This window comes from Micromonospora sp. CP22 (assembly GCF_009712475.1).
Lineage (GTDB): Bacteria > Actinomycetota > Actinomycetes > Mycobacteriales > Micromonosporaceae > Micromonospora.
In genome coordinates, this window is record NZ_VCJO01000003.1 from 372916 (window position 1) to 397444 (window position 24529).

Consider the following 24529-nt stretch of genomic DNA (forward strand, 5'->3'; position numbering starts at 1 on the left):
GCACCGCGAGCGAATCATCAGGTGCAGCGCGGTGGTGCCTCATCGCGACGCCGAGCGCAGCGAGGTGGGGCGATGAGCGAGCACCGCGAGCGAATCATCAGGTGCAGCGCGGTGGTGCCTCATCGCGACGCCGAGCGCAGCGAGGTGGGGCGATGAGTTACGCCCGGGTGCTCTGTGTCGGGCTGGTCGGGGTGACCGGGCATCTGGTGGAGGTGGAGGTGGATCTCGCCGCCGGCCTACCCGGGGTGGTGATCTCCGGGTTGCCCGACACCGCCCTGCACGAGGCACGCGATCGGGTCCGGGCCGCGGTGGTCAACTCCGGCCAACGGTGGCCGAACCGCCGGATCACCCTGAATCTGCTGCCGGCCACCCTGCCCAAGTTCGGTTCGGCGTTCGATCTGGCGATCGCGGTGGCTCTGCTCGGCGGCTCCGGTGAGCTTCCGCTGCTGCCGCTGGAGGGCGTGGCGGTCCTCGGCGAGTTGGGTCTGGACGGCACCGTACGACCGGTCCGGGGCGTGTTGCCGATGGTCGTCGCGGCGGCGAAGGCCGGTGTCCAGCGGGTGATCGTGCCGGCGGACAACACGGCCGAGGCGGCGGTCGTCCCCGGGCTGCTGGTACGCGGCGTGGACACCCTGCACCGGTTGGTCGGCTTCGTCCGCGACGGCACCCCGCTGATCGAGCCGTCGGATGACGCTCCGCCTCCGGCCGCGCCCGGCCCCGACCTGGCCGAGGTGGCCGGGCAGGGCCTGGGGCGGCGTGCCCTGGAGGTGGCCGCCGCCGGTGGGCACCATCTGGCGCTGATCGGGCCGCCGGGTGCGGGCAAGACGATGCTCGCCGAGCGCCTGCCGTCGATCCTGCCGGAACTGGACGACGAGGCCGCGCTGGAGGTCACCGCGCTGCACTCGATCGCCGGGCTGCTGCCGCCGGGTGGCCGGTTGATCCGCCGGCCTCCGTTCCAGGCACCGCACCACACCGCGACGGTGCCCTCGATCGTCGGCGGCGGTTCGGGGCTCGCCCGTCCCGGTGCGATCTCACTGGCGCACCGTGGGGTGTTGCTGATGGATGAGGCACCCGAGTTCAGCAAGGCCGCGTTGGAGGCGCTGCGTCAGCCGTTGGAGCACGGCCGGGTGCTGCTCACCCGGAGCCGGGGCAGCGCCGAGTACCCGGCCCGCGCCCAACTGGTGCTCGCGGCCAATCCGTGCCCGTGCGCGAACCCGGCCGGCGACGACCGCTGTGAGTGTCCCCCGCTGGTCCGCCGTCGCTACCTCGGCCGACTCTCCGGGCCACTGCTCGACCGGATCGACCTCCAGGTGCGGCTGGCGCCGATGCGCGCGGCCGAGCTGATGGAGACGGGCAGTCACGAGTCGTCCGCCGTAGTCGCGGGCAGGGTGGCGGCGGCCCGGGCGGCGGCGGCCGGGCGGTGGGCACCGCTGGGTCGACGCCTCAACGCCGAGATACCCGGTCCGGACCTGCGACGAGCACCGTGGCGACTGCCCGGCCGGGTCACCGCCGAGTTGCGGTCTCGGCTCGACTCCGGGTCGCTCTCCGCCCGTGGCTTCGACCGGATCATCCGACTCGCCTGGACGATCGCCGACCTGGACGGGCGGGCCACCCCGAACGCGGAGGACGTCGGCGAGGCCATCGCACTCAGGACGGGAGAGGGCATGTGAGCACCCACGAGGAGTTGACCCTGGCGCGGGTGGCGTTGACCTGGCTGGCCGAACCGGGCACCCGGTCGGTGCACGGGTTGGTCGACGAGTTGGGTCCGATGGGCGCGCTGGACCTGCTACTGGACGGCGGTGCACCACAGCAGGGGCTACGCGAGTCAGTGGCGGCGCGTACCCGGGCCGGTGACGCCAGGGCGATCGCCGCCGAGGCGTTGCACCGCGCCGACCGGCTCGGTGTCCGGGTCGTCATCCCCGGCGACGACGAGTGGCCCGGCACGGTGGAACACCTGCGCACCCTCCGCCTGCCCGACGCACGCCGCCGGGTGGACGTCGAGACCGCGCCGCCGCTCTGTTTCTGGGTACGCGGGTCGTGGCCGCTGGCGGAGGCGCTGGACCGGTCGGTGGCGGTGGTGGGGGCACGGGCGGCCACGGCGTACGGCGTCCACATCGCCACCGACCTCGGCTACGGGCTGGCTGACCGGGACTGGACGGTCGTCTCGGGCGGCGCGTTCGGCATCGACGCCGCCGCGCATCGTGGGGCGTTGAACGCCGGTGGGCTCACGGTCGCGGTGCTCGCGTGTGGGGTGGACCGCGCCTACCCGATGGGCAACGCGGCCCTGTTCGACCGGATCGCCGACACGGGTCTGTTGGTCAGCGAGTGGCCGCCGGGGGCGGAGCCGCTGCGTCCCCGGTTCCTCATCCGCAACCGGGTGATCGCGGCGGGCACCCGGGGCACCGTGCTGGTCGAGGCGGCGGCCCGCAGCGGCGCGACACAGACGACCCGGCGGGCCATCGCCCTGGGCCGCCCGGCGATGGTGGTTCCGGGCCCGGTCACCTCGGCCATGTCGGTCGGGGCCCACGAGGTCCTTCGGGAAGAGCCAAAGGCGCGGCTGGTCACCGGCCTGGCGCAGGTGCTGGAGGAGGTGGGTCGGATCGGTGAATTGGCCCCGGTGCCGCGTGGGCCCGAACGGCCCACCGACCTGCTCGACGACGACGCCCGGTCGATCGTGGAGGCGATGCCCCGGCGGGGGCGGGTGGGCGTCGACGCCCTCGCCACGCGGGCCGGCCTCGCCGTCCGCACGGTGTTGCGCAAACTGCCCCTGCTGGAGGAACTGGCTTTGGTGGTACGCCGTGACGACGGCTACGCCCTGGCCAGCCCGACCGGCAAGGGCACGGGCACCCATGCCCGAACAGCAGGACCGGCCCGTCCGCCAGGAACTCCGTATGGCTGAGCACGCCACGTGTTCGCCGACCGGGCGCCAGCGCTCGTAGGGTGGTTCCCGTGGGCAGGATGGGCGCGCGAGGATCGGCCGCCACCAGCACCCGGGCGATGCACGGCGCGCTGCCGGCACCGCTGCGGGAGGCGGTGGACGAGTTCGCCGAGCACCTCGCCTCGGTCCGTAACCGCTCGGCGCACACGGTCCGGGCGTACGTCGCCGATCTGGTCTCGCTGTTGAACCACGCGCAGCGGATGGGCTGCACCGAGGTCGCCGAGCTGAGCCTCGACACGGTGCGCAGCTGGCTGGCCCGGCAACGCACGACCGGTGCCGCCCGCACCTCGCTGGCGCGTCGGGCGGCCACCGCCCGGACCTTCAGTACCTGGGCCCACCGGGCGGGACTGCTGCCCGCCGACGTCGCCGCCACGCTGGCCAGCCCTCGGCCACGCCGGACGCTGCCGACGGTGCTTCGTCCCGAACAGGCGGCGCTGCTCGTCGAACAGCCGGCCAGCCGGCCGGCCCCGCCGGCATTCCCCACGACCACACCACCGCCCCCCGACGGCCAACCTGCCGAGGACCACGACCCGACCGGCGTCGCCGCCCCATCTGTCGCCGCCCCATCTGTCGCCGAGGCGGCCGAGCCGGTCACCGACGAGCAGGACGGTGCGGCGGTGCGGCTACGCGACCGCGTGCTGCTCGAACTGCTCTACGGCACCGGGGTGCGGGTCAGCGAGGCGTGCGGTCTCGACACGGCCGACGTCGACCAGGGCCGGCGGGTGGTCCGGGTACGCGGCAAGGGCGGACGGGAACGGACGGTGCCGTACGGGCTGCCGGCGCAGCGTGCCCTCGACGACTGGCTGCGACGGGGGCGACAGTTGCTGGCGACCCCGGAGTCCCGCGACGCGCTGCTGCTCGGTGCCCGGGGCGGTCGGCTGCATCCGACGACGGCCCGCCGGATCGTCAACGGCTACGCCAAGGCGGCCGGGCTGCCCCGGACCAGTCCGCACGCGTTACGTCACTCGGCCGCCACCCACCTGCTCGAAGGCGGAGCGGATCTCCGGGCAGTGCAGGAGCTGTTGGGCCACTCCTCGCTGGCCAGCACCCAGATCTACACGCATGTCTCGGTGGAACGTCTCCGGGCCGCCTACCGTCAGGCCCACCCCCGCGCCTGACGGCGGGTGAGGCAGCCGGAGCGAAGGCGAGCCGGTCGCCCCGGCCCGACGGTTACGATCATCAGGTGAGCGTCCCGCCGCCACCCGAGCCGATCACCGGTGCCCGCCTGCTCTTCTCCCTCGACCCGGCGGTCAGCCATCTGAACCACGGCTCGTTCGGGGCGGTGCCGATCGTGGCGCAACGGGCGCAGCAACGGCTACGCGACGAGATGGAAGCCGACCCGCTGCGGTTCTTCACGCAGGGCCTGGCCGACCGGATCGCCCACACCCGTCGACACCTGGCGGGTTTTCTCGGTGCCGACCCCGATCACACCGCTCTGACCACCAACGCGACGACTGGTGCCGCAGTGGTGCTCCAGTCCCTGGGGCTCCGCCCCGGCGACGAGGTGCTCACCACCGACCACGGCTACGGCGCGGTCGACTACTCCATCGACCGGGAGTGCCACCGCACCGGTGCGACGCACCGGGTTCTGCGGGTGCCGTTGACCGCCACCGCCGAGCAGGTGGTGCAGATCGTGCGGGACGGCCTGCGTCCGGGGCGTACCCGTCTGCTGGTGGTGGACCAGCTCACCTCGGCGACGGCCCGGCTGTTCCCGGTCGCCGCGATCGTCGGGGTGGCCGGCGAGCACGGCGTACCGGTGCTGGTCGACGCCGCGCATGCTCCGGGCATGCTGCCCGCGCCGGTACGCGGCATCGGTGCCGACTTCTGGGTGGGCAACCTGCACAAGTGGGGGTACGCCCCACGCGGCACCGCAGTGTTGGCGGTGGCTCCACGGTGGCGGGACCGGATCGAGCCGCTGGTGGTCTCCTGGGAACAGGATTCGGGCTTCCCGGCTCGGCTGGAGTGGCAGGGCACCTCGGACTACACGGCCTGGCTGAGCGCCCCGGCGGGTCTCTACACACTGCGCAGCCTCGGCGTCGACCGGGTACGCGCGCACAACGCCGCCCTGGCCGCGTACGGGCAACGGGTGGTGGGGGACGCGCTCGGCGTGCCACCGGCCGACCTGCCCGACCCCGGCGGACCGACGGTCGCCATGCGGCTCATCCCGTTGCCGGCGGGTCTCGCCACGACCCGGGACGGTGCTCGGGCGTTGCAGACCCGCATCGCCGAGCGGCTCGCCACCCAGGTCGCGGTGATGACCTGGGACGGACGCGGCTGGCTGCGGCTGTGCGGGCAGGTCTACAACTCGCCGGAGGAGTACCAACGACTCGCCGTCGGGCTGCCCGGCCTGCTCGCCCAACGGTGAGCGCCGACGACCGGTCGACGGTGACGTGGCCGAGCGGCAGCAGTCGGGCCCGTCCGAGGCCGAGCAGCGCGAGCGGGTCGAGATAGTCATCTCCTCGGCGCAGCCCCCAGTGCAGGCAGGCGGCCGTGGGACAACCGGCGTGGCCGGGCAACAGGGCGCCCAGGGACGTACCGGCGGCAACCACCGTGCCTGCGGTGACGACAGGGCGGACGGGTTCGTAGGTGGTCCGTAGGCCATCGGCGTGCCCGACGGTGACCACCGGCCGGTCGGCGACCATGCCGGCGAACAGGATCGTGCCGGCCCCGGCCGCCCGGATCGTGGCGGCGGCGGGGACACTCAGGTCCACCCCTCGATGACCGGCAAGCCACGGCCGGGGCGGCGGGTCGAACCGGCGTACCGGCTGCGGCACGCCGTCGACAGGCCACCGAAACGACCCAGCCGGGTCGGCCCGCGACGTACCGGAGACCGGCCACCGAAACGACCCGGCCGGATCGGCCCGCGACGTGCCGTCGACCGGCCTGCCCGGCGCCGTCGCTGGCCCGACTGGTGCGGCCGTTGGCGGCGACGATCCATTCGCCGGGGGCGCGCCGCCCGCCGGTGCCACCAGCAGGAGCGTGAGGACGCCGGGTATCGCTATCCGTGGTCGCATGAGGTCGAGCGTGGTCGGGCCCACCGGCCTTCGCCGCCCCGGACCGCCGACCTGTGGATAGCCGGACGTCCTGTGGACAGTCCACCGGGAACTGGATGATCTGCTATAGACGGCCGCGCCTGACCAGGGCCAGGCCGCATCCCAAGGCCAGGCCGCATCCCAGGGCCAGGCCGCATCCCAGGGCCAGGCCGCATCCCAGGGCCAGGCCGCATCCCAAGGCCAGGCCGCATCCCAGGGCCAGGCCGCATCCCAAGGCCAGGCCGCATCCCAGGGCCAGGCCGCATCCCAGGGCCAGGCCGCATCCACGGCGGGAGACCGGCGGGGACGGCGGGCGGTGCACTGTGGACGTGACGACGGGCGGCGCGGACGATCGCGGCGGGTGGGGGATCCGCCGTCGTCAGCCCGTGGGCGACGCTGGGCTCAGCCGCCGAAGCCGGAGTCGGCGGGCAGGGAGATGTCCGGCTTCTCCAACTCCTCGACGTTCACGTCCTTGAACGTCATGACCCGGACATTCTTCACAAACCGGGCGGGGCGGTACATGTCCCAGACCCAGGCATCGTGCATCTCGACCTCGAAGTAGACCTCGCCGTCCGAGTTGCGGACGTGCAGGTCGACCTGGTTGGCCAGATAGAACCGGCGCTCGGTCTCCACCACGTAGGAGAACTGACGGACGATGTCGCGGTACTCCCGGTAGAGCTGGAGCTCCATCTCGGTCTCGTACTTTTCGAGATCTTCCGCGCTCATCGCACTCCGCCTTCCATGACCACATCTTCCCCCACCGGCGCCGGAGGCCGAGGCTGCTCGCTCAACGCCACGCCGACGGTACCCCCTGCGGCGCCGGAGCGCCCCATCGGCTCTTCCCGGCTTGCGCCCAGCGGTCGTCGCGAGCGGGGTGGCCGGTTGTCGAGCCCGGAGACAGCGGCCACGTTCACGTACGAGAAACGGTGCTCCCGACACGGCCCACGCTCGCGCAGGGCGGCCGTGTGCTCGGCGGTTATGTAGCCCTTGTGCTCGGCGAACCCGTAGCCCGGATACGCGGCGTCCAGATCCACCATGATCCGGTCCCGGGTGACCTTGGCCAGTACGCTAGCCGCCGCCACACAGGCAGCGACCCGGTCACCCTTCCACACCGCAAGCCCCGGCACACCCATGCCGTCGACGCCGAACCCGTCGGTCAACACGTACTCCGGCCGGACCGTCAGCGAGGCCAGCGCCCGCCGCATCGCGGCCAGATTGCACACATGCAGCCCCCGGGCGTCGACCTCGTCCGCCGGGATGACCACCACCGCGTACGCCAGGGCACGCTCGACGACCTCGTCGTGAACCCGTTCCCGGCTGGCCGGGGTGAGCAGCTTGGAGTCGGCCAGCCCGTCGATCTCGCCCCGCCGCCCCTCCGGCAGCACCACGGCAGCGGCGACCAGCGGCCCGGCGCAGGCACCGCGACCCGCCTCGTCGGCACCGGCGACATAGCGGAACCCACGCCGTTGCAGGGCCCGCTCCAGGGCGTAGAGCCCGGCCTCGCGGCGGACCACGGTGCGTGGTGGAGTCAGCATGCCTGTCCCTCGGTGACAGCCGTCGTACCAGCCAACGCCCGGGCCAGCACCTCTGCAAGGTCAAGTGGGTAGCAGCGTTCCGTGGTGCCGGTCAGCTCGTCGATCGACCACCACCGGTACCGGTCGACGCTGCCTCGCTCCACCTCGCTGAAACCGGCCGTGTCGACCTGGTGTGCCGACACCCGGACGAGGAAGAACCGCTGCTCCTGCCGATACCACACCCCGTCGAAGGAGAATTCCACGACATCCGCGTGCACCGGCTCGCCGACCTCGGCCACCGACAGCCGCAGTCCGGTCTCCTCGGCCAGTTCGCGGACGGCGCCCTCGGCGTACGTCTCCCCCGGATCAAGCCCCCCGCCCGGGGTGAACCACCACCGCCCGTCGTCCGGACGAGCGGGGTCGGAGCCTCGGAACAGCAGCAACCGGTCGGCCGCGTCGACCAGGAGGACGCGGGCGGCGCACCTCGGGGTGTAGTCGGTCACCGCACCAGACTGCCAGAAGCCTGCGACCTCGCCCACGCCCCGGCACCCCCGTCGAGGCCCGGCCTGGGCGGGTGCTCGCCGACCGGCGGGTCGGCCCAGCTCAGGGCTTCGGAATCGCGTCGAACTCATCCGGCACGGACAGGAGGGTTGCCCGGTCGAACGGCCAGAAGATCGTGAAGGCCCGCCCCACCACGTCCTTCTCGGGGATGGTGGCCGACTCGATGTTCTGCCCGGACTGCTGGTAGTGCTCCAGTGAGTCGCCGGAGGCGGACCGGTGGTCGCCCATCACCCAGAGCCGACCCTTCGGCACCTGCACGTCGAACTCCTGGTCCGCCGGCTTGTCCCGCTGGCCGTCCACCGAGAAGATGTACGGCTCGTCCAGCGGCGTACCGTTGATCACCAGGCGGTCCTGCTCGTCGCAGCAGACCACCCGGTCGCCGCCGACACCGATCACCCGCTTGATGAAGTCCTCGCCCGCGGGGTTGCCGCTCCACTCCAACGGCGCCTTGAAGACGATCACTTCGCCCCGCTGCGGCGACCGGGTGTGGTAGACGAGCTTGTTGACCAACACCCGATCGTCGATCTTGAGTGTGTTCTCCATGGACGGCGAAGGAATGAAGAAGGTCTGCAGTACGAAGGCGCGTACCAGTACCGCGACCAGGATCGCCACCCCGAGGAGGATGGGCAGTTCCTTCCAGAAGGAGTGGCGGGGCTTGTCGGTCTGCTCGTCAATCACGGGAGGAGCCTACGTTGCCCGACCGAGCGCGACCGTCCGGAACGCGCGAGAACGGATAGTGTGGCCGCAATCGGGATGAGCAGGACGACACCTCCATCGGGTGTGGGCCGCACCGGGGCCACGCCGCCACTCGCGGTGGGCGGCGGCGCGACGGTGGCGAACGTATCGGGGATCGGCAGCGAGTGCCATCGGCTGGAGGGCCAGACCACCGCGAACGCCCGCCCCACGACGTTGTCGATCGGCACCGTGCCCTGGCAGCGCGCGTCCTGTGAGACCTGACGGTGGTCGCCGAGGACGAATATGTGGCCAGGCGGCACGACGATCTCCTCGAACCGTCGGGAGCGGCACTCGTCCGGGTTCGGTGGGAGGTCCAACGGCGAGTCGCGCAACACGTACGCCGACTCGTCCAGCGGGGTGCCGTTGACCAGCACCCGTCCCTGGTCGTCGCAGCAGCTCACCCGGTCCCCGGGTAGTGCGATGACGCGCTTGATGAAGTCCTTCTCCCCCGGACGCCCGACACCGACCAGGTCACCCACGGTGCGACTGAGCTTGTCGGCGAAGCCGGCGGGCGGCTCCACATCCACCTGGGGGACCCACCGGTCGGTGCCCCGGAAGACCACCACCTCGCCGCGCTGTGGGTTCCGGACGTTGTAGACGACCTTGTTGACCACCACCCGGTCGCCGACGAGCAGGGTGTCCTCCATCGAACCGGAGGGGATGAAGAACGCCTGGAGCAGGAAGGTGCGGATCAGCACCGCCAGGCAGAAGGCGACGATGAGCAGCAACGGCAGCTCCTGCCAGAGCGGCATCTGCCGCTTGCCCCGCCGGGTCCGCCGACGCCAGGGATCGGCCGCACCGCTGTCGTCAAGCGCCTGTACCACACCCACTCCCCGGTCCGCAGAAACGACTACCGCCCGGGAACCTCGTCGAGGCTCCCCGGGCGGTAGTCGGAGGTCACCCGCCACGATGGCGGGCCACCGCCGCGCTGCGCCCGTACGACCAGGGTAGTGCGGACTGGCCGGTACGACATACGCGCAGCTCGGGCGGCGTGGCGCAGAGCGAGGTCAGCTCGGCTGCTTCTCGCGCAGCTCCTTGATCTTGGCCTTCTTGCCACGCAGCTCACGCAGGTAGTAGAGCTTGGCACGGCGGACGTCACCGCGCACCACGACCTCGACACGGTCGATCGCCGGGCTGTTGATCGGGTAGGTCCGCTCGACGCCGACGCCGAAGCTCAGCTTGCGGACGGTGAAGGTCTCGCGCAGCCCAGCACCCTGGCGACGGATGACGACGCCCTGGAAGATCTGGACCCGGGACCGGGCTCCCTCGACCACCCGGGCGTGCACCTTGACGGTGTCACCGGCGCGGAAGTCGGGCAGGTCGGTGCGCTTCGACTGGGCGTCAAGGGCGTCCAGGATGTTCATCGCTGTGTCCTCGTGAGGCTCACGGCGCACCGTCACTCGGCGCGCGGATGGGTGATACTGATCCCCGGGTGGTGGCCGGTGGAACCGACCCCGGTCGAGGATCCTCGCAGCCGCCTACGGGCGCAGACGACTGCGGCAACCCCCCTACTTTGCCACATCCGCTCCGGGCACCTGAAATCCGGCCCGCTGCAACGTCGCCACGTCCCGTTTGTCCAGGCTCTCCGGGTCCAGTCCGGCGAGCATGTCCGGCCGACGGTGACCCGTCCGGATCAGCGACTCGTCGCGCCGCCAGCGGGCGATCCGGCCGTGGTCGCCGGAGCGGAGCACCTCCGGTACCGACAGCCCCCGCCAGGTCGCCGGCTTGGTGTACATCGGCGCTTCCAGCAGCCCGTGCGCGTGCGACTCCTCGGTCAACGAACCGGCGTTACCGAGCACCCCCGGCAGCAGCCGGGTCACCGCCTCCAGGATCACCAGCACCGCCACCTCGCCGCCGAAGAGGACATAGTCGCCGAGGCTGACCTCGGTGACCGGCATCCGCGTCGCCGCGTGGTCGAGGACCCGCTGGTCGATGCCCTCGTACCGACCGCAGGCGAACAGCAGGTGCGGCTCGGCCGCCAGTTCGTGGGCCAACGCCTGGGTGAAGGGCACCCCGACCGGCGACGGCACCAGCAGCCGGGGCGGAGCGGACTCGGCCGGGGCCAGGGCGTCCAACGCCTCACCCCACGGCTCGGGCCGCATCACCATGCCCGGCCCGCCACCGTACGGGGTGTCGTCGACCGTCCGGTGCACGTCGTGGGTCCAGTCGCGCAGGTCGTGCACGGCCAGCCGCAGCGTCCCGTTGGCTCGGGCCTTGCCGATCAGCGACAGGTCCAGCGGGGCGAAGTACTCCGGGAAGATCGACACGATGTCGACGCGCATCAGGGGTGCCGCCAGTCAGAGATCGAGCAGGCCGCCGGGCGGGTCCACGACGACCCGACCACCGGCGAGATCGACCTCGGGGACGATCTCCTTGACGAACGGGATCAGCGCCGTACGCCCCTCGGGACGTCGCAGCACCAGCAGGTCGGAGGCGGGAGCGTGGTCGATCCGGGCCACCTCGCCCAACTGCTCACCGGTCGGGGTGACCACGGCCAGCCCGACGAGCTGGTGGTCGTTGAACTCCTCCGGATCCTCCGGCGGAGCGACGTCGGCGCTGTCCACCACGAGCAGGGTGCCACGCAGCGCCTCGGCGACGTTGCGGTCCAGCACCCCGTCGAAGACGACCAACAGCCGCCCCTGGTGCCAACGGGCGGACTCGACGGTCAACTCGTCGGGCACCTGGAACGGCACACCGGGACCGCTCGGCACGGGCTGGGCGGCGTTCGCCCCCGGCATGGTGGCCAGCACCGTGCCGGGGGCGAACCGCGTCTCGGGCTCGTCGGTACGTACCTCCACGGTGACCTCACCGCGGATGCCGTGCGGCTTACCGATCCTGCCGACGATGAGCTGCATCAGTACGAGTCGACGATGTCGACGCGCACGCCGCGCCCACCGATGGAGCCGATCACCTGGCGCAGCGCCTTGGCGGTCCGGCCGGACCGCCCGATCACGGTGCCGAGGTCCTCGGGATGCACCCGGACCTCCAGCCGCTTGCCGCGACGGGAGTCGACCATCCGGACGCGCACGTCGTCAGGATGGTCGACGATGCCCTTGACCAGGTGCTCCAACGCCGGCCGCAGCGCCATGTCAGGCCTGCTCGCCGGAGTTCGCGGCGGGCTGCTCCTCGGCCGGCGCCTGGTCGGCCTTCGGCGCCTCGGCCTTGGCTGCCTTCTTCGCCGGCTTGGCCGGGGTGTCGGCCACGCCCGCGGCGGCCTTCGCCTCGGCCTCGTAGGCCGCCTTGCGGTCGGCCCGCTCGGCGGCGACCTTCAGCGGCGGCGGGGCCGGCAGGCCCTTGAACTTCTGCCAGTCACCGGTCAGCTCCAGCAGCCGCTGCACCGCCTCGCTGGGCTGAGCGCCGACGGACAGCCAGTACTGGACCCGCTCCGACTTGACCTCGATGACCGAAGGGTCTTCCTTCGGCTGGTAGATCCCGACGAACTCGATCGCCCGGCCGTCGCGCTTGGTGCGCGAGTCGGCGATGACGATGCGGTACTGCGGGTTGCGGATCTTGCCCATCCGCAGGAGCCGGATCTTTACGGCCACGGTTGTTTCGCTCCTGTTGCGATCTCACCGACCCGGTACGGGCGGTGCACGGGTGAGCGCCAACCGGCACAGTGGGGTTGGGCCGGAGACCACTCGGGTGGACTGGCGACGCGCCGGGTTAGAGGGCGCCGGACGCGCGCCGGATACCAGCCAGCCATTCTGCCAGATCGCTTCCGGAACGTTCACACCGCACCGCCCCGGGTCACCCGAGACGGGCCGTACGTGACGAAGAACACACCCCGTGGTCAGCGGACCGGAGGGCGATCCCAGCCGTCGGGCAGGCGGTCGGGGACGGTCCAGTCCGGCGGCGGGGTGAAGTCGCACCAGGTGCCGTCGAACGGGAAAACCCCCGCCTCGGCCAGTGCGATCATCCGCTTACCCTCGGTCCGCACCGCCGCCTCGTCGGTCACCCAGTAGTGCTCCGGGAAGGCCAACCGCTCGACGAACTCGTCCTCGTCCTTCCACTCCCAACTGCGGTCCGGACGGACCCACACGTCGAGGTCCTGGTCGACGATGTCGACACCGGCCAGTCCGCCGTCGTCCCAGCGGACACCGGGTTCCTCCAGGTTGACGTACCAGCCGGTGAAGCGACCCTGGGCGTCGCGGAACCACCAGACGGAGTGTGCCGCGCCGGTCGGCAGGAACTTCAGCAGCGGCGGTCCAGTCCAGCGGCCCGGCGCCAACCGGTAGGTCGGGGTCAGCCACTCGCGGAAGGGCACCGCCCGCATACCCAGCCCGGCCTCGTTGACCTCAGCGGCCACCGGCGTGCCCTCGGCCACCCAGAGCAGTAGCCCTCGTTCGTCGTCGCTGACCACCCGGGCCGGTCGGACCCAGCCGACCCGCCCCCGCCGCACGTTGCGGTGCACGACCAACCGACCAGGTTCGAACCTCACAGCCTCGACCCTATCCATCCCGAGCGGCAGCACCCCACCCCGGTGAGATGTTAGGAAGGGCCCCTTCCTCTACCGGAGGCGTTAACAGGGTGCCCTTCCTTACAACTCAGTAGGCGCGGGCGAGGATGGCGACGAGGTCCGGCTCGTCCTCGCTGTCGGGGACGGTGCCGTCGGCGCGTACCAGGCAGCGCACCGTGACACCCTGCCCGTTCGCCTTCGCCTCACCGTCGACGCCGACGGCGGACCACGGCACCCGGGCCCAGCCGGTCGCCGCCGCCTCCAGCGCCTCGTCGAGCGTGGCCACGTCGACCGTGCGCGACTCGCGGAAGGCGAGCGCCTGGTCGTGCAGCGCCCGCTGGTCGGCGTCGAGCGCGGCGAGCACCGCACCGACCACGTCCGCCACCGGCGTGGGGGACTTCGAGCCGTCCGTACGCCGGACCACCACCGCGTTGCCGGCGCCCAGGTCGCGGGGGCCGACCTCGACGCGTACCGGATAGCCGCGCAGCTCGGCATCGACGGCCCGGCGGCCGAACGGGGTGTCGGTGCGGTCGTCGAGCGCCACCCGGACACCGGCGTCGCGCAGCGCGTCGCGCAGCTTGGCCGCCGCCTCGGTGACGCCGTCACCGTCCTTGACCACCATGACGTACGCCTGGGTCGGTGCCAGCCTCGGCGGCACCCGCAGCCCGTTGTCGTCGCCGTGGCACATGATCAGACCGCCGAGCATCCGGGTCGAGGTGCCCCACGAGGTCGTCCAGGCGTGCTCCCGACCGCCCTCCGCCGAGGAGTAGCTGATATCGAACGCCTTGGCGAAGTTCTGGCCCAGCTCGTGGCTGGTGCCGAGCTGGAGCGCCTTGCCGTCGCCCATCATGCCTTCGCAGGTGTAGGTGGCGGTCGCCCCGGCGAAGCGCTCACGGGCGGTCTTGAGCCCGACCACCACCGGGATGCCGAGCACGCTCACCATCAGGTCCTCGTACGCCTCGTGCAGGATCTTGCGGGCGTAGGCGCGGGCGTCGGCGCGGGTGGCGTGCGCGGTGTGCCCCTCCTGCCAGAGGAACTCGCTGGTCCGCAGGAAGACCCGGGGGCGCAGTTCCCAGCGGACCACGTTGGCCCACTGGTTGAGCAGCAGCGGCAGGTCCCGGTACGAGTCGATCCACTTGGCCATGAACTCGCCGATGACCGTCTCGCTGGTGGGCCGCACCACCACCGGCTCGGCGAGTTGCTTGCCACCACCGTGGGTGACCACGGCCAGTTCGGGCGAGAAGCCCTCGACGTGCTCGGCCTCGCGCTTGAGGTAGCTCTCCGGGATGAACAGCGGAAAGTACGCGTTCTCCGCCCCGGCGGCCTTGATCCGGTCGTCCATCTCGGCCTGCATGCGCTCCCAGATGGCGTAGCCGGCCGGTCGGATCACCATGGTCCCCCGCACCGGCCCGTTGTCGGCCAGCTTCGCCTTGGCGATCAGATCCTGGTACCAGCGAGGAAAGTCCTCAGCCCGGGGAGTAAGCACACGCGCCATGACCGCACATCCTATGCCCCCGCACAGACCCCCCTCCGCTCCCACCCCGCGCGCCCCGCGCGGCCTGCTGGTGATCAAGAAGTTTTGGTCACCAGCAGGCCGAATCCTGACGAAAACTTCTTGATCAACGCGGGTGGGGGTGGCCGCGGAGGATGAGGTGCGTGGGGGTACGCAGGGCGTTGAGGTCCCGGCGGGGGTCTTCGGGGTAGATGGTGAGGTCGGCGAGGGCGCCTTCGACCAGTCCGGGCAGGCCCAGCCATTCCCGGGCCCGCCAGGAGGCGGCGGCGAGGACGTCCAGGGTGGACATGCCGGCCTGCTCGTGCAGCAGGAGCATCTCCTCGACGGCAAGGCCGTGGTCGATGCCGCCACCGGCGTCGGTACCCACGAAGATCGGCACCCCGGCCTCGTACGCGGAGCGCACCACCTCGGGGAAGCGGTCGCGCAGGGCGAGCATGTGATCGGCGTACCCGGGGAACTTCCCCCGCGCCTGGTCGGCGATGTTGCCGAAGGTACGAATGTTGATCATCGTGGGGATCAGTGCGGTGCCCTGTCGGGCCATCAGGTCGATCACGTCGAGACTCAACCCGGTGCCGTGCTCGACCGAGTCGACCCCGGCCCGCACCATGATCTCCACCGCCGACTCGCTGAAGGTGTGCACGGCGGCGCGTACCCCGGCCGCGTGGGCGGCGGCCACGGCGGCGGTCATCGTGTCGGCGTCCCAGGCCGGTGCCAGGTCACCGACGCCCCGGTCGATCCAGTCGCCGACCAGCTTCACCCAACCGTTCCCGGCGGCGGCCTGCTCCGCCACGGTCGCGGCCACCTCGGCGGCACCGACCTCCACCCCGATGTCGCGCAGGTACCGCCTGGGCGGTGCCACGTGCCGCCCGGCTCGGATCAGGCGGGGCAGGTCGGGCTCGTCGTCGAGTTCCGGGTACGGGAAGGGTGAGCCGGCGTCCCGGATCGCCAGCACGCCCGCGTCCCGATCGATGCGGGCCAGGGCGCAGGCCTGGTCCAACGAGGTGATCGGCGCGCCGCCTCGGGCGATGCCGATGTGGCAGTGCGCGTCCACCAGCCCCGGCAGGATGAAGCCACGGTCGGCGATCGTCTCCGCGCCGGGCACCGGGTCGAAGGTGATCCGGTCGCCGACCAGCCACAGATCCCGGACCTCGTCGTCCGGTAGGAGCACACCGCGCACATGCAGAGCCATGCGCACAGTCCTACCCGATCACTCCTCGTCGCGCGCGAGGAGCCCCGCTCGCCGCGCGGTCAACGCCGGCAGGTCGACCGACACCTTCCACGGTCGCTTTGTGACGAAGAGATCCTCAGTGTGGGCGGCGACCTCGTAGTCGCCGGACGAACTGAGGGTGTACTCCGTCAGCGTCATCTTCTCGTGCAGCGGGTCGACCACACAGTAGGTGCGCACGCCGGCGTGGGCGTAGACCTTGGCCTGTCGTACTGGCAGCGTGGGGGCCACGGTCATGACTCCTCTTTCCAGGCCAGCATCACCCTAAGCAGCGGTCACGCCACCCGCCGTCACCGACACGCTCAGCGGGGCGGCTTGCCGTCCTTGCCGAACTTGTTGAAGTCGATCTTCGGCAGCTTGAAGCCGGGCGGCAGGCCCTGACCGGCGGCCAGGTCCTCCGGGCTCATCCCCGGCGGGAGCTGCGGCATCCCGCCGGGGAAGCCACCCTGCACTCCCCGGGTGCCGGCACCGCTGCGCGGCCGGTTTCCACCCTTGGTGCCCTTGCGCTTGTTCTTCGGCGACTTGGTCGCCTTGCGCCGGCCTGCGCCGGGCAGGCCCATCATGCCGCCCATCTGCTTCATCATCTTCTGCGCGTCGGTGAAGCGGTTGAGCAGCTGGTTGACGTCCATCACGGTGACGCCGGAACCGTTGGCGATCCGGGCCCGCCGCGACCCGTTGATGATCTTCGGGTTGGTGCGCTCGGCCGGGGTCATCGACCGGATGATCGCGGTGATCCGGTCGAAGTGCTTGTCGTCCAGCTCGGCGAGCTGGTCCTTGACCTGCCCCATGCCCGGCATCATGGCCAGCACGTTGGCGATCGGCCCCATCCGGCGTACCGCGATGAGCTGGTCGAGGAAGTCCTCCAGGGTGAACTGCTCGCCGCCCATCAGCTTGGCGGTCATCTTCTCCTTCTGATCGGTGTCGAAGGCCGCCTCGGCCTGCTCGATCAGAGTGAGGACGTCGCCCATGCCGAGGATCCGGCTGGCCATCCGGTCGGGGTGGAAGACGTCGAAGTCCTCCAGCTTCTCGCCGGTGGAGGCGAACAGAATCGGCTGCCCGGTGACCTCACGCACCGACAGCGCAGCACCACCTCGGGCGTCGCCGTCGAGCTTGGAGAGGACCACGCCGGTGATGCCGACGCCGTCCCGGAACGCCTCCGCCGTGCGCACCGCGTCCTGGCCGACCATCGCGTCGATGACGAAGATGACCTCGTCGGGGTTGACCGCGTCGCGGATGTCGGCGGCCTGCTGCATCATCTCCGCGTCGACACCGAGCCGGCCGGCGGTGTCCACGATGACGACGTCCCGGGCAGCCCGCCGGGCGTGCTCGATGGAGGACTTCGCCACCTGCACCGGGTCGCCGACCCCGGTGCCGGGCTCCGGGGCGTACACCTCGACACCGGCGCGGCCACCGAGCACCTGGAGCTGCCCGACGGCGTTGGGGCGTTGCAGGTCGGCGGCGACCAGCAACGGCTGGTGGCCCTGGGCCTTGAGCCAGCGGGCCAGCTTGCCGGCGAGGGTGGTCTTACCGGAACCCTGGAGACCGGCGAGCATGATCACCGTCGGCGGCTGCTTGGCGAACTGGAGCCGCCGCCCCTCGCCGCCCAGCACGGCGACCAGTTCCTCGTTGACGATCTTGATGATCTGCTGGGCCGGGTTGAGCGCCTGGGAGACCTCCGCGCCGCGCGCCCGCTCCTTGACGTTCGCGATGAAGCCCTTGACCACCGGCAGCGCGACGTCCGCCTCCAGCAGCGCGAGGCGGATCTCGCGCGCGGTGGCGTCGATGTCGGCGTCGGTGAGGCGTCCCTTGCCACGGAGCTTGGTGAAGATCCCGGAGAGGCGGTCACTCAAGGTGTCAAACACGCGAACATCCCGATTGTCAGTGTTCCGGCGAGCACGAACGAGGCCGGGAGAGCTGTCCGACCACCGCTAGGGTAGCCCGCCGCCCACACCCGCGCTTCCGGCCCGGCAGCCCGCGCCAGCCGGTCGCCACCGTCACCGTCGCAGCCGTCGGGCCGAGGCCGACCACGACCGGTCAGGTGCTCACACGGCGGCGAGGACGGCCGCCTCCAGGCGGGCCCGTTCGTCCTCCGGTGGCCAGCCACCGACCAGGTAGAAGGCGTCCACCACGTCACCGCCGAGCGTGGCGATCCGGGCCGCCCGGACCTGGGCGCCGGCCGCGTCCAGCGCACTGGTCACCCGGTAGAGCAGTCCGGCGGCGTCGGCGGCGCGCAGCTCCAACAGCACCGCGTCGGTGGCGGCGTCCCGGTGCCAGACCACCCGAGGTCGGGCCCCGGCCCCCCGTGCGGCCAGGGCCCGACCGCGCAGTCGCTGGTTCACCGAGACGTCGCCGCGCACCGCCCGGCGCAGGTCCGCGCTCAGCGCCACCGGATCCGGGGCCAGGCCGTAGCGCGGCTGCACCAGACACTCCACCAGCGCCCGCCCGTCCACCGTCGAGGCGTCGGCGGAGAGCACCTCCAGCCGGTGCAGGGCCAGGCAGCCGGCCACCGTCGCGAGCAGGCCACGCCGGTCCGCCGCGGCCACCGCCACCCGGTCGGCGGTCAGGTGTACGACCGGCAGCGGCCCGGCCACCAGCGTCGGGTCGGGTGCCGGCGGGGCGGGTACGTCGCCCGTGTCGAGCGTGGTGCGGACCCGGGCGACCAGTTCGGCGACCAGCCGACCCTTCCAGTCCGTCCAGGCGGCCGGGCCGGTCGCGGCGGCATCGGCCCGCACCAGCGCGTACAGCAGGTCGAGGGTGGTCACGTCGCCCACCGACTCGGCCACCCGGGCGATGGTGACCGGGTCGGACAGATCCCGCCGGGTGGCCACCTCGGGCAGCACCAGGTGCAGCCGGACCAGCTTGCCGATCAGCGCCGCCTCGGCCGCCGGCAGGCCGATCCGGGTCGCGATCCCCTCGGCGATCGGTGCGCCCACCACACTGTGGTCGCCGGGGAGGCCCTTGCCGACGTCGTGCAGCAGCGCGGCCAACAGCAGCAGGTCGGGGCGATCCACGTCGCGGGCGTGCCGGCTGGCCTCGGCCGCCGTCTGCACCAGGTGACGGTCCAGGGTGAACCGGTGCACCGGGTTGTGCTGGGGCAGGCTGCGCAGCCGGGTCCACTCCGGCAACCAACCGTCGACCAGGCCGTACCGGTCACAGGTCTCCCAGGCCGGGATGATGTCGGCCCCCGCCCCCAGCAGTGTGGTCAGGGCGGCGCGCGCCTCCGTCGGCCACGGCGTCGGCAACGGCGGGCAGTACGAGGCCAGCCACTCGCAGGTCGCTCGGGCGATCGGCAGCCCGGTGGTCGCCGCGGCGGCGGCCATCCGCAGCGAGAGGCTGGCGTCGGGGCGGGCCCCGATGGCGGTACGGGCCAGCACCAGCTCGCCGTCGTGTTCCACCACGTCCCGGGCGACCGGTCGGCGCAGCGGCCTTCCGTCGGCACCCCGGCGGCGACCGGAGCGCAGCCGGTCGGCGGCGCGGAAGGCGTCGTCCAGAGCGTGGCTGATGGTCCTGGCGTCGCTGGCGACCCGACGCAGCAGGGTGTCGCCGTCGCCGTCCTCCGGCCGCGACGCCATCGCGGATCGCTGCTCCGCCGACATCTCCTCAGGCTGCGGCGGCACCACGCCCGGTGGGACGTCCTCGGCGCCACCGAACGGCGTCCGGCGCAGGCCGAGCAGGGCCGCCACCGGGTCGCGTTCCTGCGCCAGCAGCCGGTCGACCCGCCGGCCGACCTGCTGGTGCAGGGCGTCACGGGTGTCCAGCAGCCGCAGGTGCGCGGCGTGCACGGCGGGTCGTAGCGCGTCGGTGATCCCGGCGGTGGCGATGGCCCGCAGGATGCCCACGTCGCGCAGGCCACCGGCCGCCTCCTTGAGGTCACCCTCCAGCAGGTGGGCCAGTTCACCGTGGGCGTGCCAGCGGGCGGCGCTGCTCTCCCGCAGGGGCCCGAGCTGGCGGACGGCGGTACGCCGCCAGTGGTCGGTCGCCCGGTCCAGCAGCGTGTGGGCGAGTTCCGGGTCACCGGCGACGAGCCGGGCGTCGAGCAGCCCGAGGGCCACCTTCACGTCGTCCTGGGCGACCGACAGCGCCTCGGCGACGGTCCGTACGGAGTGGTCCAGCCGCACCCCGGCGTCCCAGATCGGGTACCAGAGCGCGGCGGCCAGTTCGTCGATGCCGGGCACCCCGGCGTGTACCAGCACCAGGTCGAGGTCACCGTAGGGGGCGCACTGCCGCCTACCCAGTCCGCCGACCGCGAGCAGCGCGACGCCCGGCCGGTCCGGCAGCAACCGGGCCAGCCAGGCGTCGTACGCGTCGGCGCGGGCCCGACGCGCTGCCGCGCCGATCCCGGCCATGATGCCGACAACCTCGTTGACCAGGAGTTCAGTGCTACCGGGGGGTACTGAGCCTGTCCTGCTGGTCAACGAGGTCATCGATGTTCGTCCTACAGTGCGTCCAGGCCGCGCTCGCCAGTACGGACCCGGACGACCTCCTCGACAGCGGTCACCCAGACCTTGCCGTCACCGATCTTGCCCGTCCGGGCGGCTGCCACGACGGCGTCGACGATCTTCTCGACGTCGATCTCGTCGGTGAGCACCTCCACCCGGATCTTGGGCAGGAACTCGACGGTGTACTCAGCGCCTCGGTAGACCTCGGTGTGGCCCTTCTGCCGCCCGTAGCCCTGAACCTCGCTCACCGTCAGCCCGGCCACGCCCAGCGTGTGCAGGGCCTCCTTGACGGCGTCCAACTGGTGCGGCTTGATGACCGCGGTCACCAGCTTCATGTCCAACCCCTCCATCTCAGGAACGTTAGCCGGCGACCTTCTCGCTTACCGGTTCGGTGGGCTCGGTCTTCGGCGCGGCCGAGGTGCCGATGCCCGCGGCGGCGAACGCCCCACCGCCGCCACCCGTGGAGCTGAACTCGTACGCGCTCTCCGCGTGCTCGGCGTTGTCGATGCCCTCGACCTCCGCCTCGGTGCTGGCGCGGAAACCGATGGTCTTCTCGATCGCGAACCCGATGATGTACGCCACCACGAACGAGTAGACCAGCACCGCGATCACACCGACCGCCTGAAGGCCCAGCAGCTTGATGCCGCCACCGTAGAGCAGACCGGCGTTGCCCTCACCGGAGAGCACCTCGATGGCCAGGAAGCCGATGAGCAGCGAGCCGATGATGCCGCCGACCATGTGCACCGCGACCACGTCGAGCGAGTCGTCGTACTTGAGCTTGTACTTCAGGCCGACCGCGAGCGCACAGATCGCACCGGCGATCAAGCCGAGGGCGATGGCACCCAGCGGCTCCAGGAACGCACAGGCCGGGGTGATACCGACCAGACCGGCGATCGCACCGGAGGCCGCACCCAGGGTGGTCGGCTTGCCGTCGCGGAGCCACTCCACCACGATCCAGCCGAGCACCGCGGCGGCGGTGGCGACCTGCGTGTTGATCAGCGAGACGGCGGCGGCACCGTCGGCGGCACCCGCCGAGCCGGCGTTGAAGCCGAACCAGCCGAACCACAGCAGCGCCGCGCCGAGCAGCACCATCGGCAGGTTGTGCGGCTTGAACTTGTCCTTCGGCCAACCGACCCGCCGACCCAGGACGAGCGCCAGGGCGAGCGCCGCGGCACCGGCGTTGATGTGCACCGCCGTACCACCGGCGAAGTCGAGCACGCCCAACTCGCCGATCCAGCCGCCGCCCCACACCCAGTGCGCGACGGGGAAGTAGACCAGGGTGGCCCACAGGCCGGCGAAGAGCAGCCACGGGCCGAACCGGGCCCGGTCGGCGATCGCACCGCTGATCAGAGCAACGGTGATCACCGCGAACATCAGCTGGAATCCGGCGAAGAGCAGGTCCGGGATACCGCCCTCGGTCCCGCTCTCCAGCATGCCGCGCAACCCAGCGGCGGAAAGATCACCGGTGATCCCGCCGATGTCCCCGCTGAACGCGATGCTGTAGCCGTAGAACACCCACAACAGGCTGACCAGACCGATCGCGCCGAAGCTCATCATCATCATGTTGAGCACGGACTTGGACCGCGTCATGCCCCCGTAGAACAGCGCCAGGCCGGGCGTCATGAGCAACACCAGCGCGGCTGAAGTCAAAATCCAGGCGGTGGCACCAGAATCTAGCTCCGGCACGCTGCCTCCTCTCGGGTTGTTTTCCCTCCCTCCCGGCATCGCGCAGCATCGCCCGTACGCCGGTTGCGCGGAAGCCTGGTCGTCGGCTGTTTCACACAGGGACCCCGGCTGGTTTCCGAATAGTGACAGCTTGTTTCGGACGTGTGAAGAAAACCGCACACCTCCGCGCTTTGACGGAAGCGGATCGGCCATTCGGTGCCGACCCATCCCCCGACTGATCAGCGAAGGGCGTATTCGAGGGCGTGTCGCTCGTAGTCGAGCAACCGCAGATCCCGCATCGGTCGGCGCAGGTGCCCCTTGTGCACGATCCGGACGAACGCCGGCTCCCCCGCCGCGGCCATCCGCCGGATGCCCTCCACGTGGTCGACGATCCGCTTGCGGATGGTCCGGATCAGCCGGTGCCGGTCACGGGGAATGAGCCCGTACGCGTCGGCGAACAGCCGCAGCCGACGCGGCCGGTCGGGGTGCTTCCAGCCCAGCGTGATGGAGTCCCGGTCGGAGAAGATCGGCACCCAGGTCCACGCCGCGTACGCCACGTCGTAGATCCGGGCACCCGGCGAGGCCAGGTCGAAGTCGATCAGCCCGAGGGTGCCGTCCGGCCGCCAGATGACGTTGTGCGGTGCCGCGTCGTGATGGCAGATGACCTCGGTGTCCGGCGGCGGTGGGCCGAACGAGCGCCACACCGCCTGCGGCGGCGGCACGAAACCGTACTGGGCGTCGTGGAACATGCGCAGCATGGTCGCGACCGTGACAAGTGCCTCGTCGGTAACCCAGTGCGGGGCCAACGGGTACTCCCCGCACTCCCCCTCCAGGTACGACAGCACCTCCCGGTTGCGCTCGTCCATGCCGAGGGCACGGGGCGCACCGGTGAACCCGACGTACTCCAGGTGACGCAGCAGGGCGTGCACCGACGGGGTCCACGGACCGGCGTTGCGCCGCACCGTGTCACCGACCCGCACCACGGTGCTCACGTTCCCGCCGTGCAGCGGGATCTCCTGCGAAGTCACGTACGGTCTCCCGAGGCGCTGCGACGGGTGACTCGGGTCACGCCAGCCCGCGTACGCGCGATCGTTTCTGGTCACCCGAGGTTACGCGGTCTGACCGGTGGGCTCGGTACCCAGCAACGCGTCGACGAACTGGGCCGGGTCGAACGGCGCCAGGTCGTCCGCGCCCTCGCCGAGGCCGACCAGCTTCACCGGGATGCCGAGCTTGCGCTGCACGGCGATGACGATGCCGCCCTTGGCCGTGCCGTCGAGCTTGGTCAGCACCACGCCGCTGACGTTGACCACCTCGGTGAACACGCGTGCCTGCTCCAGCCCGTTCTGGCCGGTGGTGGCGTCGAGCACCAGCAGGGTCTCGTCGATCGGGCCGTGCTTCTCCACCACCCGCTTGACCTTGCCCAGCTCGTCCATCAGGCCGATCTTGTTCTGCAGGCGGCCGGCGGTGTCGACGAGGACGGTGTCCACCCCTGTCTCGATGCCCCGCTTGACCGCGTCGAAGGCGACGCTGGCCGGGTCGGCGCCCTCGGGGCCACGCACCGTCTCGGCACCGACGCGACCCGCCCAGGTCTGCAACTGGTCGGCGGCAGCGGCGCGGAAGGTGTCGGCCGCGCCGAGCAGCACGCTACGGCCGTCGGCGATGAGCACCCGGGCGATCTTGCCGCAGGTGGTGGTCTTGCCCGCACCGTTGACCCCGACCACGAGCAGCACCGCCGGCACGCCCTCCTTCGGGGCGGTGTGCAGCGACCGGTCCAGCGACGGGTCGAGCGCGTTGACCAGCTCGGCCGCGAGCAGGGTGCGCAGTTCGGCCGTCGAACGGGTACCCAGCACCCGGGTGCGCTCCCGCAGCCGGTCGACGATCTCCCGGGTGGCGTCGATGCCGACGTCGGCGGTGATCAGGCTGTCCTCGATCTCCTCCCAGACATCCTCGTCGAGTCGGTCCCGGCTGAGCAGGCCGAGCAGGCCCTTGCCGAAGACGTTCTGCGACCGCGACAGCCGCGACCGCAGCCGCACCAGCCGTCCGGCGGTCGGCTCGGGCACCTCGACGGTCGGTGCCGGTGCCTCGACGACCGGCGGCTCGACCAGGACACCGGTGGACAGATCGGCCTCCGGTGCCTGCACCGGCGGACCGGCGAGGTCCTCTTCCGCCCGCGTGTCGACCTCCGTACGCGGCAGCGGCGGCTGAGGCCGTCGGCGCAGCCGCGGCACGACCAGCCCGATGCCGCCGAGGATCAGCAGGCCGAGCAGGGCGAGAGCGATGAGGAGGTATTCCGTCATGCCGGAATCCTGTCAGATGCCGGCGACCGCGTCTCAGCCACCGGCCCCGCCGGGCGACGGCGCTCTGCCCCCGGGGTGATCAAAAATCGGCGGTAGTCTCGGCCACAGTTGGCAGTGGTGCGCCACCAGCCGGGTAGTAAAGGATGACATTCTC

The 24529-nt window shown here is 71.6% G+C and carries 23 protein-coding genes and 2 pseudogenes; 4 read left to right on the forward strand and 21 right to left on the reverse strand.

Features of this window, described 5'->3' with window-relative positions:
* The first annotated feature begins 152 nt into the window (after positions 1 to 152).
* The 4 genes from FF096_RS07635 (at position 153) to FF096_RS07650 (ending at position 5303) form a co-directional block, all read left to right on the forward strand.
* On the forward strand, positions 153 to 1670 hold the full coding sequence (locus FF096_RS07635; RefSeq protein WP_155215738.1) for a YifB family Mg chelatase-like AAA ATPase: 1518 nt from the start codon (positions 153 to 155) through the stop codon (positions 1668 to 1670).
* Positions 1667 to 2899 carry a DNA-processing protein DprA gene (locus FF096_RS07640; protein WP_309222861.1) on the forward strand — a complete coding sequence of 411 codons (1233 nt, stop codon included), beginning with the start codon at positions 1667 to 1669 and terminating at the stop codon, positions 2897 to 2899. The genes FF096_RS07635 and FF096_RS07640 overlap by 4 nt, the downstream gene beginning before the upstream one ends.
* A gap of 59 nt (positions 2900 to 2958) precedes the next feature.
* Positions 2959 to 4056, forward strand: a complete 1098-nt coding sequence (locus FF096_RS07645) for a tyrosine recombinase XerC (protein ID WP_155216120.1) — start codon at positions 2959 to 2961, stop codon at positions 4054 to 4056.
* A gap of 65 nt (positions 4057 to 4121) precedes the next feature.
* Positions 4122 to 5303 (forward strand): aminotransferase class V-fold PLP-dependent enzyme, encoded by a 1182-nt coding sequence (locus FF096_RS07650; protein WP_309222862.1) that lies wholly within the window; start codon positions 4122 to 4124, stop codon positions 5301 to 5303.
* Positions 5304 to 5334: 31 nt separating this feature from the next.
* On the opposite strand, the pseudogene FF096_RS07655 reads toward FF096_RS07650, so the two are convergent.
* From FF096_RS07655 to ftsY, 21 genes and pseudogenes are all read right to left on the reverse strand, one after another.
* Positions 5335 to 5952 (reverse strand): annotated as a pseudogene (locus FF096_RS07655) (M23 family metallopeptidase); the annotation flags it as partial.
* A 420-nt stretch (positions 5953 to 6372) separates the two neighbouring features.
* Positions 6373 to 6696, reverse strand: a complete 324-nt coding sequence (locus tag FF096_RS07660; RefSeq protein ID WP_007075222.1) for a DUF2469 domain-containing protein — start codon at positions 6694 to 6696, stop codon at positions 6373 to 6375.
* Positions 6693 to 7505: a ribonuclease HII gene (locus FF096_RS07665; RefSeq protein ID WP_155215740.1), complete on the reverse strand. Its 813-nt coding sequence runs from the start codon at positions 7503 to 7505 to the stop codon at positions 6693 to 6695. The genes FF096_RS07660 and FF096_RS07665 overlap by 4 nt, the downstream gene beginning before the upstream one ends.
* Complete coding sequence (locus tag FF096_RS07670; RefSeq protein WP_309222926.1) at positions 7499 to 7987, reverse strand: NUDIX domain-containing protein; 489 nt, start codon at positions 7985 to 7987, stop codon at positions 7499 to 7501. Before FF096_RS07670 ends, FF096_RS07665 begins: the two co-directional genes overlap by 7 nt.
* Positions 7988 to 8087: 100 nt before the next feature.
* Positions 8088 to 8723, reverse strand: coding sequence for a signal peptidase I (lepB, locus tag FF096_RS07675; protein WP_309222863.1), 636 nt, complete (start codon positions 8721 to 8723; stop codon positions 8088 to 8090).
* Positions 8724 to 8732: 9 nt separating this feature from the next.
* Positions 8733 to 9604, reverse strand: a pseudogene (gene lepB, locus FF096_RS07680) (signal peptidase I).
* Between the two features lie 183 nt (positions 9605 to 9787).
* On the reverse strand, positions 9788 to 10144 hold the full coding sequence (gene rplS / locus FF096_RS07685) for a 50S ribosomal protein L19 (RefSeq protein WP_155215744.1): 357 nt from the start codon (positions 10142 to 10144) through the stop codon (positions 9788 to 9790).
* Positions 10145 to 10288: 144 nt separating this feature from the next.
* Positions 10289 to 11062, reverse strand: a complete 774-nt coding sequence (gene trmD, locus FF096_RS07690) for a tRNA (guanosine(37)-N1)-methyltransferase TrmD (RefSeq protein WP_155215746.1) — start codon at positions 11060 to 11062, stop codon at positions 10289 to 10291.
* 15 nt (positions 11063 to 11077) lie between these two features.
* Positions 11078 to 11635 carry a ribosome maturation factor RimM gene (gene rimM, locus FF096_RS07695; RefSeq protein WP_155215748.1) on the reverse strand — a complete coding sequence of 186 codons (558 nt, stop codon included), beginning with the start codon at positions 11633 to 11635 and terminating at the stop codon, positions 11078 to 11080.
* Positions 11635 to 11868 (reverse strand): RNA-binding protein, encoded by a 234-nt coding sequence (locus tag FF096_RS07700; protein ID WP_013732101.1) that lies wholly within the window; start codon positions 11866 to 11868, stop codon positions 11635 to 11637. Before FF096_RS07700 ends, rimM begins: the two co-directional genes overlap by 1 nt.
* Before the next feature lies 1 nt (position 11869).
* Positions 11870 to 12325, reverse strand: coding sequence for a 30S ribosomal protein S16 (gene rpsP, locus FF096_RS07705; protein WP_309222864.1), 456 nt, complete (start codon positions 12323 to 12325; stop codon positions 11870 to 11872).
* Between the two features lie 245 nt (positions 12326 to 12570).
* Positions 12571 to 13218, reverse strand: coding sequence for a DUF402 domain-containing protein (locus tag FF096_RS07710; RefSeq protein WP_309222865.1), 648 nt, complete (start codon positions 13216 to 13218; stop codon positions 12571 to 12573).
* A 106-nt stretch (positions 13219 to 13324) separates the two neighbouring features.
* On the reverse strand, positions 13325 to 14731 hold the full coding sequence (proS, locus tag FF096_RS07715) for a proline--tRNA ligase (RefSeq protein WP_155215752.1): 1407 nt from the start codon (positions 14729 to 14731) through the stop codon (positions 13325 to 13327).
* A 124-nt stretch (positions 14732 to 14855) separates the two neighbouring features.
* Positions 14856 to 15938 (reverse strand): amidohydrolase family protein, encoded by a 1083-nt coding sequence (locus FF096_RS07720; protein WP_155215754.1) that lies wholly within the window; start codon positions 15936 to 15938, stop codon positions 14856 to 14858.
* 18 nt (positions 15939 to 15956) lie between these two features.
* Positions 15957 to 16211: a hypothetical protein gene (locus tag FF096_RS07725; RefSeq protein WP_196222479.1), complete on the reverse strand. Its 255-nt coding sequence runs from the start codon at positions 16209 to 16211 to the stop codon at positions 15957 to 15959.
* A 65-nt stretch (positions 16212 to 16276) separates the two neighbouring features.
* Positions 16277 to 17836 carry a signal recognition particle protein gene (gene ffh, locus FF096_RS07730; RefSeq protein ID WP_309222866.1) on the reverse strand — a complete coding sequence of 520 codons (1560 nt, stop codon included), beginning with the start codon at positions 17834 to 17836 and terminating at the stop codon, positions 16277 to 16279.
* Positions 17837 to 18016: 180 nt separating this feature from the next.
* Entirely contained in the window at positions 18017 to 20320 is a 2304-nt protein-coding gene (locus FF096_RS07735) for an HD domain-containing protein (protein ID WP_375335312.1), read from the reverse strand.
* A gap of 89 nt (positions 20321 to 20409) precedes the next feature.
* A complete protein-coding gene (locus FF096_RS07740) occupies positions 20410 to 20748 on the reverse strand; it encodes a P-II family nitrogen regulator (protein WP_196222491.1) in 339 nt (112 codons plus the stop codon).
* A gap of 25 nt (positions 20749 to 20773) precedes the next feature.
* Complete coding sequence (locus tag FF096_RS07745) at positions 20774 to 22138, reverse strand: ammonium transporter (protein WP_155215760.1); 1365 nt, start codon at positions 22136 to 22138, stop codon at positions 20774 to 20776.
* 179 nt (positions 22139 to 22317) lie between these two features.
* A complete protein-coding gene (locus FF096_RS07750) occupies positions 22318 to 23181 on the reverse strand; it encodes an aminoglycoside phosphotransferase family protein (RefSeq protein ID WP_309222867.1) in 864 nt (287 codons plus the stop codon).
* 6 nt (positions 23182 to 23187) lie between these two features.
* The gene (gene ftsY, locus FF096_RS07755) at positions 23188 to 24375 is read right to left on the reverse strand and encodes a signal recognition particle-docking protein FtsY (protein ID WP_155215763.1); all 1188 of its coding nucleotides are present in this window, start codon (positions 24373 to 24375) and stop codon (positions 23188 to 23190) included.
* Positions 24376 to 24529: the final 154 nt, after the last annotated feature.